General features: G+C 74.3%; 10 protein-coding genes and 1 pseudogene. 6 read left to right on the forward strand and 5 right to left on the reverse strand.

Annotation, left to right across the window (positions count from 1 at the left end; translation table 11 throughout):
- Positions 1-565: pseudogene (locus MNZ27_RS06975) on the forward strand (hypothetical protein); the annotation flags it as partial.
- Between the two features lie 73 nt (positions 566-638).
- Here MNZ27_RS06975 and MNZ27_RS06980 read toward each other — a convergent pair.
- From MNZ27_RS06980 to MNZ27_RS06995, 4 genes are all read right to left on the reverse strand, one after another.
- The gene (locus MNZ27_RS06980) at positions 639-1,592 is read right to left on the reverse strand and encodes an LOG family protein (RefSeq protein WP_242393319.1); all 954 of its coding nucleotides are present in this window, start codon (positions 1,590-1,592) and stop codon (positions 639-641) included.
- A gap of 327 nt (positions 1,593-1,919) precedes the next feature.
- Positions 1,920-2,828 carry a hypothetical protein gene (locus tag MNZ27_RS06985; RefSeq protein ID WP_242393320.1) on the reverse strand — a complete coding sequence of 303 codons (909 nt, stop codon included), beginning with the start codon at positions 2,826-2,828 and terminating at the stop codon, positions 1,920-1,922.
- Positions 2,829-3,054: 226 nt separating this feature from the next.
- Positions 3,055-5,352 carry a polysaccharide biosynthesis tyrosine autokinase gene (locus MNZ27_RS06990; protein WP_242393321.1) on the reverse strand — a complete coding sequence of 766 codons (2,298 nt, stop codon included), beginning with the start codon at positions 5,350-5,352 and terminating at the stop codon, positions 3,055-3,057.
- Between the two features lie 153 nt (positions 5,353-5,505).
- Positions 5,506-6,186 carry a sugar transferase gene (locus tag MNZ27_RS06995; RefSeq protein ID WP_242393322.1) on the reverse strand — a complete coding sequence of 227 codons (681 nt, stop codon included), beginning with the start codon at positions 6,184-6,186 and terminating at the stop codon, positions 5,506-5,508.
- Positions 6,187-6,653: 467 nt separating this feature from the next.
- Here MNZ27_RS06995 and MNZ27_RS07000 point away from each other — a divergent pair, with 467 nt between their 5' ends.
- Together MNZ27_RS07000 and MNZ27_RS07005 are read left to right on the forward strand one after the other, a co-directional pair.
- Positions 6,654-7,610 (forward strand): proline dehydrogenase family protein, encoded by a 957-nt coding sequence (locus MNZ27_RS07000; protein ID WP_242393323.1) that lies wholly within the window; start codon positions 6,654-6,656, stop codon positions 7,608-7,610.
- Positions 7,607-8,731: a lipid II:glycine glycyltransferase FemX gene (locus MNZ27_RS07005; protein WP_242393324.1), complete on the forward strand. Its 1,125-nt coding sequence runs from the start codon at positions 7,607-7,609 to the stop codon at positions 8,729-8,731. Before MNZ27_RS07000 ends, MNZ27_RS07005 begins: the two co-directional genes overlap by 4 nt.
- Positions 8,732-8,773: 42 nt before the next feature.
- Here MNZ27_RS07005 and MNZ27_RS07010 read toward each other — a convergent pair whose 3' ends face one another.
- Positions 8,774-10,039 (reverse strand): glycosyltransferase family 4 protein, encoded by a 1,266-nt coding sequence (locus tag MNZ27_RS07010; protein WP_242393325.1) that lies wholly within the window; start codon positions 10,037-10,039, stop codon positions 8,774-8,776.
- A gap of 291 nt (positions 10,040-10,330) precedes the next feature.
- On the opposite strand from MNZ27_RS07010, the gene MNZ27_RS07015 reads away from it, so the two are divergent.
- The 3 genes from MNZ27_RS07015 (at position 10,331) to MNZ27_RS07025 (ending at position 14,333) form a co-directional block, all read left to right on the forward strand.
- Positions 10,331-11,413: a glycosyltransferase family 4 protein gene (locus tag MNZ27_RS07015; protein ID WP_242393326.1), complete on the forward strand. Its 1,083-nt coding sequence runs from the start codon at positions 10,331-10,333 to the stop codon at positions 11,411-11,413.
- 4 nt (positions 11,414-11,417) lie between these two features.
- Entirely contained in the window at positions 11,418-12,683 is a 1,266-nt protein-coding gene (locus tag MNZ27_RS07020) for an O-antigen ligase family protein (RefSeq protein WP_242393327.1), read from the forward strand.
- 63 nt (positions 12,684-12,746) lie between these two features.
- Complete coding sequence (locus MNZ27_RS07025) at positions 12,747-14,333, forward strand: hypothetical protein (protein WP_242393328.1); 1,587 nt, start codon at positions 12,747-12,749, stop codon at positions 14,331-14,333.
- Positions 14,334-14,384: the final 51 nt, after the last annotated feature.

The following is a 14,384-nucleotide window of genomic DNA, read 5'->3' on the forward strand; positions in this document are numbered from 1 at the left end:
CGCCGCCGCTCCGGTCGCCGCCGCCGCCCCGCTCACCGCCGCCGCTCCGGTCACCGCCGCCGCTCCGGTCGCGGCCGCCGCTCCGGTCGGCGCCGCTGCATCGCTCGCCGCCGCCCCGGTCGCCGCCGCCGCCCCGCTCACGGCCACCGCTCCGCTCACCGCTGCCGCTCCGGTCGCGATGGCGCCTCCGGCGGCCGGACCGTCGGGCGGGCCATGGATGCAGGACTTGCCGCCGACGAGCCCGAACGCGCTGACCTCGACGGCTGCCCCGCCCCCCGCCCCGCCCGCTCCGGAGCCCGAGCCCCGCGCCGCCCGCCTCACCGTCGTCCGCACCGTCGAGCCCAGCGGCCGCGTCGTCCTCACGCTCGTCGGCCCCGACGGCGAGCAGCTCGGGCGACCCACGGTCCGCCACGTGATGGAGCTCCCGGTCCTGTCCCAGCGACGCGACGACTGGGGCCGCGTCGTCCGGCTCGTGAACGACGGCTCGGGCGCGCCCATCGAGGTCCTGCTCGATCCGATGGGCCGCTTCCTGTCCGCGCGCGCGCTCGACGGCGGCGGGCGATGATCGACCCGATCGCGGACTGACCATGAGATCGCTGCTCGAGCCACCGCGCCGGCTCGGGGGTGGAGCGCGGCGCTCATGAGGGCCGCCGCCCGCGGTGCCAGTCGATGATTCCGCGCCAGATCTCCTCCGCGGTCTCGGCGTACCAGAACAGCTCCGCGTCCTCCGGGTCGATGACGCCCTCGTCCACCAGGAACCGCACGTCGAGCGCCCGCCGCCAGTAGGCCTCGCCGACGAGGACCACCGGCACCGGCGCGATGGTCCGGGTCTGGACGAGCGTCAGCGTCTCGAACAGCTCGTCCAAGGTCCCGTAGCCGCCGGGGAACGCGACGAGCGCTCGCGCCCGCTGGAGGAAGTGGAGCTTCCGCATCGCGAAGTAGTGGAACCGGAAGCAGAGCGCGGGCGTGACGTACGGGTTCGGGAACTGCTGGTGCGGGAGGCCGATGTTGAGCCCGACCGACTCCGCCCCCGCGTCCGCCGCGCCGCGGTTCGCCGCCTCCATGATGCCCGGCCCGCCGCCCGTCATCACCACGAGCCGCCCCCCCGCGAGGGCGTTCGGGCGCCGCCCGACGAGCCGTCCGAGCGCGCGGGCGACGTCGTAATAGCGGCTCTTCTCGACGACCCGCTCGGCGATCTCCGCCGCCCGCCGGCGTCGGGCGTCGCGCGGCGCGGCCGCCGCGGCGGCCCGGGCGCGCTCGAGCCTCCGGCGCGCCGCGATCGGCTCCGGGATCCGCGTCGAGCCGAAGACGACGATGGTGTGCTCGACCCGATGCGCCCGGAGGAGGTCCTCGGCCTTGAAGTAGTCGAGCTGGAGCCGGACGCCGCGGGTCTCGGGTCGCCTCAGGAACGCCACGTCCTCGTCGGCGGGGACGTAGCTCGGGCTCGCGAGGAGCCTGCGAACGCGGGCCGGCGCGGTGACGTCCTCGGCCGCCGGCTTCGGGCGGGACTGCGGCAGCGGCACGCGCCGCGGCGGCGCCCGCGTGGCGGGCCGGACGCGGACGGTCCGACGATCGCGGCGCGGCTTCACCATCCTCCGGCTCCCGTCGTCTCCCCCGGTCCGTGCCCCGCGACGCGGTCGCGTGTCGGGGACCGTTCGTGAGCTCCACGCGGAAGCTCGTGAGGCTCTCGGCGCGGAGATCGGCACGGCGCCCGGACCGCGCGACGCCAGCGACGGGGCGGCGCTCCGAACACGTGCGAGGCGGACGCGGCCCGCCGACGCGCGGGCACGAGGAGGAGCCCTCCGTCGGAGGGAGCCGGACGCGCGCTGCGCCCCCCGAGACGTCGCGGGCCGCCCCGCCGCGCCCTGGCTGGCGCGGGAGGCGGCCCGTTCCGGCGCCCGAGGCGTGGTGACGACGCGCTACTGCCTCGCCCCGAAGACGGCGGTGACGGTGCCGCCGTTCCAGGTGAAGAGGACGCCCACGTCCGGCTGGTTCGAGCCCGCCGGCTGCTCGGTCCACACGCGCCGGAGCTCGATCGTGCCGTTGGTCGGGGTGGCCTGCGACAGGGCCGCATCGTACTGGAAGGCGAGGTTGTAATCGGTGAGCAGCGTCTCGCTCGCGGAGACGCTCATGCCGGTCATGGAGAACCTCATGTTCGTGTCGGCGCGAGCGCTCCCGGTGAGCGTCCAGTCGTCGGTCGAGACGGCAGGCTCCGTGATCGTGACGGCGCCGGTCTGGTGGACGTCGAGCGCGAGCGAGTACGACGTCGTGGTGCTCGTCCCGTCGAAGTGCGTGCTGAGATCCCAGGCCACGTTCGCGATGGCGGGGCCCGTCCCGAGGAGCGCGCGGGTCACGGTGCCGTTCACGGTCACCCTCCAGGTTCCGTCCGTGTTCGTCACGTCCACGACGCACCCGGAGTACGTGACGCGCGTGAGCGAGGCCGTCACGCACGCGGGGTCGAACCCGGCCGCCGCGGGGGTGAGCTTCCCGATGCCGACCTGGATGGCCTTCCCGGCGGCGCCGGTCTGGGCGGACATCACCGTGGTCGAGGACGCCATCACCTGGCTCGACATCATGTCGGGGAGCGTGATGATCGAGCCCACGTTCGGGTCGGCGGCCGTGGAGTCGAGCGTCGTCGTCTGATCCATGCTCGGCGTCGCGGAGAGCGCGGTCGAGGCCGTCGTGGCGGCGCTGCTCGTCGTCGCGGCGTCCACCGGGGTGCTCGACGAACCGTACGTGAACTTCACGGTCGTCGGATCGAGCTTGCTGTCGTTGCCGCCGCACGCGGCGGCGAGGGCCGCCACCGCGGCGAGGAGCGTCTTCTTCATCGGTCGGTCTCCTGGTCCGCCGAGGCGGACGGATGTCGAGCGTTCGGTACATCCGGTAGCACGCTCGCCTGCCTGCCGGGAGGCGGTGTCGCGCCTACATCCGACATTCGCCCACGTCGGCGCTCCGCGGGCGACACGGCGCCGCCCGCTCGAGCGACCGATCGACGGACCGGGTCCCTCCCGAATTCACCGACCGTAGCGAGCCGACGCGCCCGAAGCGGCGCCGTCAACGATCCCGCCAGTCTTTCTGGACATAGTACGCCGAGTACAGGCGGTACCCGCCGTACCGACCGTACCGCCCTCCGGCAGACGGGCGCAGGTCGTTCAGGATCCCGCCGCGGATCTCGACGCCGTTCTGGGCGAGGCGGCGGAGCGTGAACGCGATCTCGCGCACCGTCTGCTCGCCGGCGCGCAGCACGAGCAGGTTCACCCCGGCGTGACGCCCGACGAGGGCGGAGTCGGTGACCGAGAGGATGGGCGGCGTGTCCACCACGACCGCGTCGTACCGCCGCGAGAGCTCGTCGAGGAGCTCCTCCATCCGCGGGCTGGCCGCGAGCTCCCCCGGGTTCGACGGCAGAGGGCCGGTCGGCAGGAACGACAGCTGCGGCACCGCCGTCGTCTGGACGGCCGTCTCCAGCGTCGCCGCGCCGAGCAGCACGTCGGAGAGCCCGGGGTGCCGCTCGACGCCGAAGTGGCGGTGGAGCCGGCCGCGGCGGAGATCGGCGTCCACGAGGACGACGCGCCGCCCCGCGCCCGCGAGCAGGTGCGCGAGGTTGACGCTCACGAACGACTTCCCGACCCGCGGCGCCGGGCCGGAGATGGTGATGATGTTGTTCTTCGCGCCCACGAGCGCGAACTGCACGCTCGTGCGGAGGTTGCGCAGGTCCTCGACGGCGACGTCGCCGGGCGCCGCCAGCGAGAGGGGCTCGACGGGGCCGCGCCGCCTGCCGCGCCGCTCGAGCGCGCGCTGGGCGGCGCTCCGCGGGATCGCGCCGAAGACCGGGAGCCCGGTGCGGGCCTCGATCTCGTCCGGGTCCTCGACGCCCTCGTCGAGCCCCTTGCGCACGAGCGCCGCCGCGACGCCGGCCCCGATCCCGAGGAGCAGCCCGAGCACGATGGTCGCGTCGCGCTTCGGGCTCGCCGGCCGCGCCGGCACCACCGCGGGCTCGAGCACGCGCACGCTCTCGATCCACCCGGCCTTCACGATGCGGAGCTCCTGCGCCCGGTTCTGCACGTTCAGGTAGAGCTCCGTCGCGAGCCGGGAGGAGCGCGAGAGCCGGGCGGCCTCGAGCTCGCGGCCCGGCAGCGCCCTCATGTGCTGGTCGAGGGCGGTGCGCTGCGCGCGGAGGTTCTTCAGCCGCTCCTCGAGCGCGAGCACGGCCGGGTAGCCGGCCGAGTACCGCTGCTGCAGCTCGGCCGCCTCGACCTCCAGCTCCGCGATCTTCTTGTCCAGGTCGGTCGCGCGGGAGAGCATCGACTCGCCCTCCGCCGAGAGGTTCACCGCGCCCGCGTCGCGACGGAACGCGTTCAGCGCGACGTCCGCCTTGTCCATGTTCGCCTTCAGCGCGGGGAGCTGCGACTCGAGGAGCCGGAGCGTCTTCGTGACCTCGGCCGAGGTCCGCTCTCCGTGCTGGCGCACGTAGGTCTCCGCGATCGCGTTCAGGATCGTGGCCACGCGCGGGGCGCTCCGGTCCTCGAGCGACACCTCGACGACGCCGGTGGCCTTGCCCTGCTCCGCGACGCGCAGCGAGGCCTGGAGCGCGTCCGCGACGTCGCCGGCGCTGCGCTTCACCACCACGAACTCGGTCCCGGGCCGCGCGACGAGCTCCGAGACGAGGATCTCGGCGCGAGGGAGCCCGGACCGGCTCGGGGCGGGCTTGCCCACCTCGCCCTCGAGGATGACCCCGCGCTCGGGCGCGGCGACGTCGTAGCGGCCGCCCTCTCGGGCCGTGAGCGTGAGCCGCTCCCCGACGAGCTCCGCCGGGACCTCGAGCCGCGCGATGCCGATGCGCTCGCCACCCCACGCGTAGCGCGTGAGCCCGAAGGGCGCGGGCGCGAGCCCGGGGCCCGCGCGCCACCACGCGAACGCGGCCCCGAGGAGGGGCGCGCGGCGAGGCCGCGCCTCGATGTCGAGCGCGAGGTCCTCGACCACCGCCTGGAGGAGCGGCCGGGAGCGCACGATGCGCATCTCCGCCTCCGCGGGAGACTCGCGGTCGAAGAGCGGCGAGACGTCGCTGAAACCCGGGACCGTCTTCGTGCGCCCCTCGACCTGGACGAGCACGCTCGATTCGTACGACGGGACCGCCGTCACGAGCCGGAGCACCGCCAGGCCGAGCGCCAGCACGACGACCACGAGGACGGTGTAGCGGTACTCGAGGATCGTCCAGGCCAGCTGCGCGATCGAGGGCGCCTCGGCGACGTGGCCCAGCGCCTCGCGGCGCCCGACCCGAGCGGACCCCCTCGTCGTCGACGGCGCGCGCGATCCCTCGGCGCGCGTCCCCGTCCCCCGCGTCGTGTTCGACATGTCCTTCTCCTTCGACGACGCACTTGACGCGCCCCGGCGCTCACCTGGCCGTGCCCGGTCCCGCGAAGGGCCCCCGTCGCCTCCCCTCCACACGCGGCGTCGACAGGCGGATGCGGCGCACGTCGCGCTCGGCCCCTCGCGGTCCGCCGCCGTTCATCGCCTGGCGCCTCCTGGGTCCTGGCCCACGCCGCGAAGCGCAGACGCGGGGCGCGGGAGGGGGGCGTCGATCTCGTCGATGTCCTGCGTGGTCGCGACGCCATGGCGCCAGAGCACCTCGCGCGCCGTCCGCGCGAGGATCCTCACGTCGAGCCAGAGGCTCCAGTGATCGACGTACCAGAGATCGAGCTTCAGCCGGTCGTGGAACTTGAGGGCGTGACGCCCGTTCACCGCGGCCCATCCCGTGATCCCGGGGGGGACGTCGTGACGGCGCCCCTCCTCCCGCGAATAGGTGTCGAGATACTCGACCAGGAGCGGGCGAGGGCCGACGAGGCTCATCTCCCCCTCGAGCACGTTCCAGAGCTCCGGCAGCTCGTCGAGGCTCGTCGCCCGCAGGAACCGGCCGAGCCGCGTCACGCGGTCGGCGTCCGACCAGTACGGCGCCTCGCCGGGGCGGAGCGGCCGCATGGTCCTGAACTTCAGGATGCAGAAGGGCTTGCCGCCCAGCCCGGGTCGAAGCTGCCGGAAGAGCACCGGCGGCCCGTCGAGCACGGCGAGCGCCGCGGCGACGAGCGCGAGCACCGGGGAGAGGAGGACGAGCAGCGTCGCGGCGCCGAGCACGTCCATTCCGCGCTTCACCGTGCGCGCGGTGCGTCCCCGGCTCGGGTCGTGCGACATCGCTCGTTCATCTCCCCGTTTCGGTCACGGCACTCCCTGCGATGCGCAAGAGGTCGATCGCTCCCCCCCTGAACGCCAGTCCCCTCGCCGGCCGGCCCTCACGGAGGAACGCGCGGAGGACCGGCGGTGGCCGCGACGCCGGGGGCCGCCGCGGGCCGCCATCGTGGGGCGACGAGTCCCCCGAGGAGCGCGCCGACGGGGCGGTCTCGAGCGCACCCACCGCGACTCCTCCCACGCCTCGGAGGCGTCCCACCTGATCCGGGGAGGCTCTCCCGTCGGATGCTCGTCACCGTGAGAGCAGCATGCACGGGCGGTGTCGCTGCCCCCTCCCGGACGAAAGGTGCATCCCTTTCGAGGTCCCGCGACTACCAGGAGCCTGGCGAGCGCGTATCTTCAGCGGGCCCAACAACCCCGGGCTTTGCACCGCCGGCGGGTCGTGCGGCGAGAGGAGCACGGGGGGAACGCCGATGCTGCGGCAGCTCGCTTCGCTCACCTTGCACCAGCCCTGGATCAAGAAGGCGGCGGTGACGTTGCCCGGCGTGCGCGATCTCGCCTGGCGCTTCGTCGCCGGCGAGGACCTGGAAGCCGCCTTGGGCGCGGTGCGCACGCTGAACGCGCGCGGCATCAAGGCGACCCTCAACTACGTCGGGACTCACGTCCGCACCGAGCCCGAGGCCGTCGCCGCCGCGGACGCGGCGCTGGAGTCCTTGCGCCGCATCGCGCAGCAGCGGCTCGACGCCAACGTCTCGGTGAAGCTGACGCACCTCGGGCTCGACATCTCCGAGGACCTCTGCCGCGCCCAGCTCCGCCGCGTGCTCGACGGCGCCAGGCAGGGCGGCGGGTTCGTCCGCGTCGACATGGAGGAGTCCGCCTACGTCGAGCGGACGCTCCGCATGTTCGAGGACGCGCGCGAGACCCACGGCAACGACACGGTCGGCATCGTGCTCCAGTCGTATCTGCGGAGCCGCCGCGGCGACCTCGACGGGCTCGTCGCGGCGGGCGCGCGGGTTCGGCTCGTCAAGGGCGGATACTGGGAGGCGGCCGCCGTCGTCTACCGCAAGAGAGCGGACATCGACGCGGCGTTCCTCGGGGACATCGACCGGCTCGTCGCGCGCGGGCGCCACCCCGCGATCGCGACGCACGACACGAACGCCATCCACCATGCGTGCCGGGTCGCCGCCGACGCCGGCCTCGAGCGGCGCGCGCTCGAGTTCCAGATGCTGTACGGGGTGCGCCCCGCGCTCCAGGCCGCCCTCGTGCGGGACGGGTACCCGGTCCGCGCCTACGTGCCGTACGGGAGCCGCTGGTACGAGTACGTGCTGGGCTGCATCCGCCGGCTACCCGGCGGGGCGTTGCGGCAGCTCGGAGAGCGCCTGGGCGAGCGAAGGCGCTCCGACGAAGGGTGGGGGGGCGGTTGCCCATGACGAGCCGATACGTGCTCACGACCGAGGACGCGGAGCGCTGGCGCGCGGTGCTGCCCACGAACGCGTTCGTCATGGGCAGCGTCGAGTACGCGCGAGTCCTGGAGAAGCTGACGGGCGGCGCCGCGCGGCTCTTCGTCGCCGATTGGGGCCAGGCCGCCGCCGCGTACCCGTTCCTCCAGCGCTCGGTGCGGGCGCCGCCACTCGCGGCCGGCGCGGGCGAGCGATGGGACACCTTCACGCCCGAGTACAGCGGACCGATCTTCACCCGACCGCCCCCGCCGGGCGACGCGGGGGCCTCGCGCTTCGCCGACCTCTTCGCGGCCTACTGCCGGGAGCAGGGCATCGTCGCCGAGTTCGCTCACCTGAGCCCGTGGACGCCGCCGGAGCTCCTCGACGAATCCTGCGTCCACCCGAACCGCGAGATCGTCTACATCGACCTCACCTGGGGCGAGGAGGAGATCTGGAGACGGTCCCTCACGACCGACGCGCGGCGGCAGGTGAAGCAGGCCGAGCGCGCGGGCGTGCGCGTGCGCCGGGCCGCGTCGGTCGAGGACGTCCGCGAGTTCCATCGGCTGTACGAGCTCACCATGGCCCGTCGGAACGCGGCCGATCGCTACCACTTCCCCCTCGAGCACTTCGTCGCGTTCTTCGAGACGATGCCCGACAACGCGTTCTTCGCCCTCGCCGAGCACCACGATCGCGTCATCGCAGGTGGGCTGTACTTCCACGACGAGCGAGAGGTCGTGTGGCACCTCTCCGCCGCGGACATGGCCTTCTCCGGGATCAGGCCGGTGAACGCGTACCACTACGACACGATCCGCTGGGCGGTGCGCCAGGGGAAGCGCCGGATGTTGTGCGGCGGCGCGTACCAGGCCGGGGACGGCGTGTTCCGGTTCAAGGCGAACTTCTCGCCGCTGCGGGCCCAGTTCCGGACGTACCGGCGCGTGCACGACATGGCGACCTATGCGGCCCTCACGCGCGCCTGGTCGGCGCAGCACGGGGGTCAACCACCGAGCAGCGAGTTCTTCCCCGCCTACCGATCCGTCGCACCGACGCGACCGGCGACTTCGCGCGACGTCCTCGCGGAGCCGTGCGCGGCCGCCGCTGCTCCTCGAGACTGATCGCGCTCGGGCGGAGGAACCGCCCGCCCCTGCGGCATCTCTTCATCGGCTTCCAGCCGGGGCATCGTCGGCGCGGGCAGAAAGGGAAGCGCCGGGTCCGATCGACAACAAGGCGCGGTACTCCGCGACGATCCCCTCCCAGATCGCCTCGCGGCGGAACTGCGCCACGACCCGGCGCCGGCCCGCCTCGCCGTGGCGTGCGCGGAGCGCGGGCTCGGCGAGATAGCGCCGCAACGCGCGCTCGAGCCCCGCCGCGTCCTGCGGCGAGACGAGGACGCCCGTGACGCCGTCCTGGACGGCGTCCACGCAGCCCGGCACCGACGTGGCGACGATCGGGAGCGCCGCCGCCGCCGCCTCGAGCGCCACGTTGGGGAAGCCCTCGCGGTACGTGGGGAGCGCCACGACGTCCATCGCCGGATACAGCCGCGCCGTGTCCGCCACCGGGCCCGTGAAGTGGACGCGGGGGTCCGCGCGCAGCGCCGCCACGGCGTCGCGCGACTCCGCGTCCTCCGCCTCGACCCAGCCGACGAGCAGCAGCCGGGCCCGCGGCTCGGCCCGGCGCAGCGCGCGCCAGGCGCGCTCGAGCTCCCGGATGCCCTTCTCGCGCGTGAGCCGTCCCACGAAGCCGATGACGAGGGCCTCGGCCGGGATGCCACACTCGGCGCGCGCCGCCTGGCGCGCGTCGTCGGCGGCGGGCCGGAAACGCTCCGTGTCGACGCCGTTGCCGCTGCCGCCCAGGACGACCTTCACCTTGTCGGCGGGGCAGAGCCCTTCCTCGACGGCGATGGAGCGCATCGAGTGGCTCACGGCGAGGACGCGGTGCGCGAGCGAGCACGACGCGAGCTCGCTCAGCCGGAGCAGCCGGCGACGGCCCCCCTTGGCCGTCACGAACGGCAACCCGCGGAGGTGGTAGACGCGCACGGGCGTCCCCGCGAGCGTCGCCGCGATCATCCCGAGCAGGCCGCCCTTCGGCGTGTGCGAGTGCACGATGTCGGGGCGGATGCGGCGGAGGGTGCGCCAGAGCCGCCAGAGCGCGAGGACATCCCGCAGCGGGGTGATGGCCCGGGCCATCGGGATCGCGTGGACGGGGATCCGCTCCCCCTCCGCGAACGTGTCGAGCTCCGGCCCCGGGGACGTGATCACGTGGACCGCGAAGCCGCGGCGCTGGACGAAGCCGATCTGCCCGGAGAGGTGCGTCACGAGCGAGAGCGGTACGGTCGTGACGTGGACCACGGTCGCGCGGGCCGGCTCCGTCACCCGGTCCGCGCGGCGCTGGGCGGCCCGTGCCGGCGTCGCGGTGTGGCGCATCGCGGGGATCTAGGCACGGAGGCCCGGCGCGTGAACTCGCCACGAGGCACGGCATACCCACGGGGCGCTGACGTTCCGCCGGGCCTACGTATCTTGGGCTGGCCGCAGGGTGCGGCGCGCGCCGCGAGCGTCGCCGAGGCCACACGTGGGGGTGGTGTCACGGTGCGTGACGATCGGAGCGGACTGGCGGCCGGACCGCCTGGGGTCCGGATCGCGGCGCCGGCGGCGGACGGCCCGCCCGCGATCGTCCGGTCGGGGCGGCGGGGGGCCGTCGGCGAGGACGTCTCGCGGGTGGCGCTCGTCATCTCGAGCCTCGCCGGAGGCGGGGCCGAGCGGATCGTCGCGGGGCTCGCGCGCCACTGGGCGCGGGCGGGCGTCCGGGTGAGCGTCGTGACGCTGAGCTCGCGCGACACCGACGTCCACGCCCTGCCGCCGGGCGTGCACCGCGTCGCGCTCGATCTCCTCCGACCGTCACGCAACGTCGTGCAGGGCGCGCTCCAGGCGTCCCGCAGGGTGCGCGCGCTCCGGGACGCGCTCGCCGCCGCGCGGCCCGAGGTGGTCGTGAGCTTCCTGGCGCGCACCAACGTGCTGTCGATCCTGGCCTGCCGCGGGACGGGGCTGCCTGTGCTCGTCTCGGAGCGCACCGATCCGCGTCACAACCTGGTCGGGAAGACCTGGACGGCGGCCCGGCGGCTCCTCTATCCGCACGCCGCCGGCGTCGTCGTCCAGACCGAGAGCGTCGCGACCTGGGCGCGCGCCTTCTGCCCGCGCGTTCACGTGATCCCGAACTTCGTCGAGCGCCCGTCCAGGCTGGCGGAGCCCCGCGTGGATCGGGGGCCGCGGCGGCTCCTCGCCATGGGCCGGCTCGGGCCCGAGAAGGGGTTCGACCTGCTGATCGAGGCGTTCGCCCGGGTGGCAGCGGCCCACCCGGAGTGGTCGCTCACGATCCTGGGCGAGGGGCCGCAGCGGCCGGCGCTCGAGGGGCGCGTCCGGAGGGCCCGCCTCGAACAGCGCGTGTCCTTGCCGGGGCACGTCCTCGACCCGCTGCCGTTCCTCGCCTCTTCCCACGTCTTCGCGCTGAGCTCCCGGTTCGAGGGGTTCCCGAACGCCCTGCTCGAGGCCATGGCCTGCGGGCTGCCCGTCGTGGCGTTCGACTGTCCGAGCGGGCCGGCGGAGATCGTCGCGGACGGCGTGAACGGTCTCCTGGTCCGGCGCGGCGACGTCGGGGCGCTCGCCGCGTCGTTGTCCTCTTTGATGGACGACCCGATCGCGCGCGCTCGCCTCGGGCGGGCCGCGCGCGAGATCAGCGCCACGCTCTCGCCGGGCGTCGTCCTCGAGCGATGGTCGGCCGCGCTTCGCGCCGCCAAGGGGTGAGGCGATGCGAGGCGAGGCTGCGTCCGAGGCGATCACGATCGGGACGGTCACCCGATGCGCCCTCGCGGTCTTCGGCGTGGCCGTGTTCTTCACGCACCTGGACGAGTACGCGTTCGTGGTGGGATGGGCCCCCAAGCCGCTCTACTCGGTGTTCGTCGTCGTCTTCGGCGCCGCGGTGCTCCTCGTCCTGACGCCGCGGCGGAGCGCACCCGCGCTGGGCTCACCCATCGTCCTCTGGGCCTACGGCTTCTTCCTCGTCACGACGCTCTGGGCGATCTGGACGCGGAACAGCACGGTGACGGCGCAGCTCGTCGACGCCAGGTACCGGTCGATCGCGCTCCTCGTCGCGTTCGCGGTGGTGTTCGACGACCCGCGCGCCCGTCGCCTGGCGGTGAGGGCGGTCGCGATGGCCGTCGCGCTGGGGGCGCTCGTCGACGCCGCCGAGATGCTCGGCTTCCTGGACTTCAGCCGGATCGACACTCCGGCCGTCGTCCGCGTCGGCCGGGCCGCCGGGTTCTACATGAACCCGAACAGCGCGGGGAGCATCATCGTCCTGGGCCTCGCGATCGCGGCGCCGGAGCTCGGGAGGAGCTGGCGCGTCCCCCTCGTCGTCGTCACCGCCATCGGCGTGGTCGCGACGCTCTCCCGCGGCTCCATGATCTGCCTCGGGCTCCTGCTGGTGGCGTTCGCGCTGCGCCGGACCGTCGGGGGGTGGGGGCTCCTGCTCGGCCTGGCGCTGGGGGCGCTCATCGCCATGAAGGGGGCCGGCTACCTGGAGTCGCAAGGGCGCCTGGGGCCCGCGGTCGTCGAGCGCGTCACCTTCGCCAAGGACGACAGCGGCCGGGGCGAGGTGGCCCTCAAGGCGTGGCGGCTCTTCTGCGACGCTCCGCTCCTCGGGAACGGGATCGGGGCGGCGACCGAGTGGGACACGGGGGCCGGGGCGCACAACATGTTCCTGACCTTCGCGGCCGAGCAAGGGGTCGTCGGCCTCCTGCTCCTGCCCGCCCTCGCGCTGGCGCTGATCGCGGCGCGCCGCGGCGCCGGGCCCGTCGCGCTCGTCCTCCTGGGGGCGGGGGTGTTCAGCCACAACCTCGTCGAGGATCGCGCCATCCTCGTCGCCGTCGCGCTCGCCGCGGCCGGAGGGACCCCGGAGCGCGCGTCCTTGCGACGGGACGCGAGACGGCGCGAGCCCGGTCCGGGCGGCGTCGAGGTGGCGCCGGGGCTCGAGGTGCCCGCCCGGCGGGGCGCCGGTCCGCTCGTCGAGGGGTAGCTCATGCGCGACGGACGCTGCCCGCGCGGTGGATCGCCCCGGGGAGCCGGAGGGAAGGCCCCGATGCAAGCGTCACCTCGCGATCCCGCGGCCTCGCAGCCGGATCGTCGGGGGAGCGGCCAGAGCCGGCGGGGCGAGGCCGGCCGGCTCGCGCTCACCGCGCTCCTCGCGGCGCTCTTCGTGCTCGCGAACCTGATCGGACACGCGCGGGAGCCGCTCGGCGTAGACGAGATCTTCAGCCTTCGCGCGTCCTCGATGTCCTGGCACGCGCTGTGGAGCTGGATCGCGAAGGTCGACTCCCATCCGCCGCTGTTCTATGGCCTGCTGAAGCTCTGGACGGCCATCGGCGGCGACTCCGTCGTGTGGCTTCGACTGCTCCCGGCGCTGACGGCGCTCGCGGGGCTCCTCGCGCTGTGGGGCTTGTCGAACGCGCTGAAGCTCGGGCCGGGCGAGCTGCTCGTGCTCGTCGTGCTCGCGTCGGTGACCCCGCTGCTTCAGCTCTACGCGCTCGAGATCAGGATGTTCGCGCTGCTGCAGACGGCCTCCGTCCTGTCCCTCTGGGCCTTCCTGCGCTGGCTCGAAGCGCCCGCGCCCTCGAGAGCGACCACCGGATCGCTGCTCGCCGCCAACGCGATCCTGGCCTACGCGCACCTCTGGGGCTGGGTGTTCGTCGGGTGCGAGGCCGCCTACCTCGTCGCCTTCGCGCGCCGCAAGCTCCCGGCGTTCGCTCGTCACCTTGGGCTGCTCGCCGTCCTGGTCGCGCCGTGGATCGTGGCCGTCTTCACCTCGGGCCGGGAGTCCTACACGAGCCAGATCGTATGGATGGTGCAGCCGGGACCGTCGGCGCCGGTGACGTTCTATCTGTCCCTCGTCGGCGGGCTCCCCTTTCCTCACAGCGGCGTGATCCTGGGAGCGGCGCTGGCGGGCCTGCTGGGCGCGCTCTGCGTGCGGGCGACGCGGCCCGGGGACGAGCGCGCCTCGACCGTGAGGTTCCTGGCCTGGTTCGCCGTCCTGCCCGTCGCGGCGACCTTCCTCGCGGCGCTCGTCCTCCGGGTGCCCGTGTGGGCCCCCCGATCGCTGATCGTGTCCGCCGTGCCTTTCCTCGCCCTGGTGACCATCGCGGCGCGTCGCTGCCCGGGTCGATGGAGCGGCGCCGCGACCTGGGCCCTGACCCTGTGGGCGATCTGCGCCGGCGCGTCATGGTTCGTGCGCTCGCACAGGCTCGACTGGGACGACGTCGCCACCCGGCTGGCGCGAGCGGTGCCCCCGAGCCGCCGGCGCGTGCCGGTCTACACGCTCGAGCCCTTCGTCTGGGACGCGCTGACCTTCCACGTCCCCAGGCACGCCGAGCTCCGCGGCCTTCAGATCGAGAAGCTCGAGCCCGCCGCCCTCGCGCGCGTCGACGCCGAGCAGTTCCTCGTGGTCTACCGCGATCCCCCCGACCGCCGCTATCCGCTGTCCGTGGATCCGGTGCGCCTGCTGGCGGCGCGCGGGTATCTCGCGACACGCGACGCCCCGATCACGCACGAGACCACGACGCTCTGGGTGCTGTTCGCGCGGCGGAGCGGCGCCGCCGTCTCGACCGCTGCGGCGGCACCGCCACCCACGGCGGCAGCGCGAGACAGCCGGTCCCGTCGAGGCGAGCCATGATCGGGGCATCGCGATGCGAACGGACCCGCGCCAGGTGCCGCCGAACGGCGG

This window comes from Anaeromyxobacter oryzisoli (assembly GCF_022690765.1).
Classification (GTDB): domain Bacteria; phylum Myxococcota; class Myxococcia; order Myxococcales; family Anaeromyxobacteraceae; genus Anaeromyxobacter; species Anaeromyxobacter oryzisoli.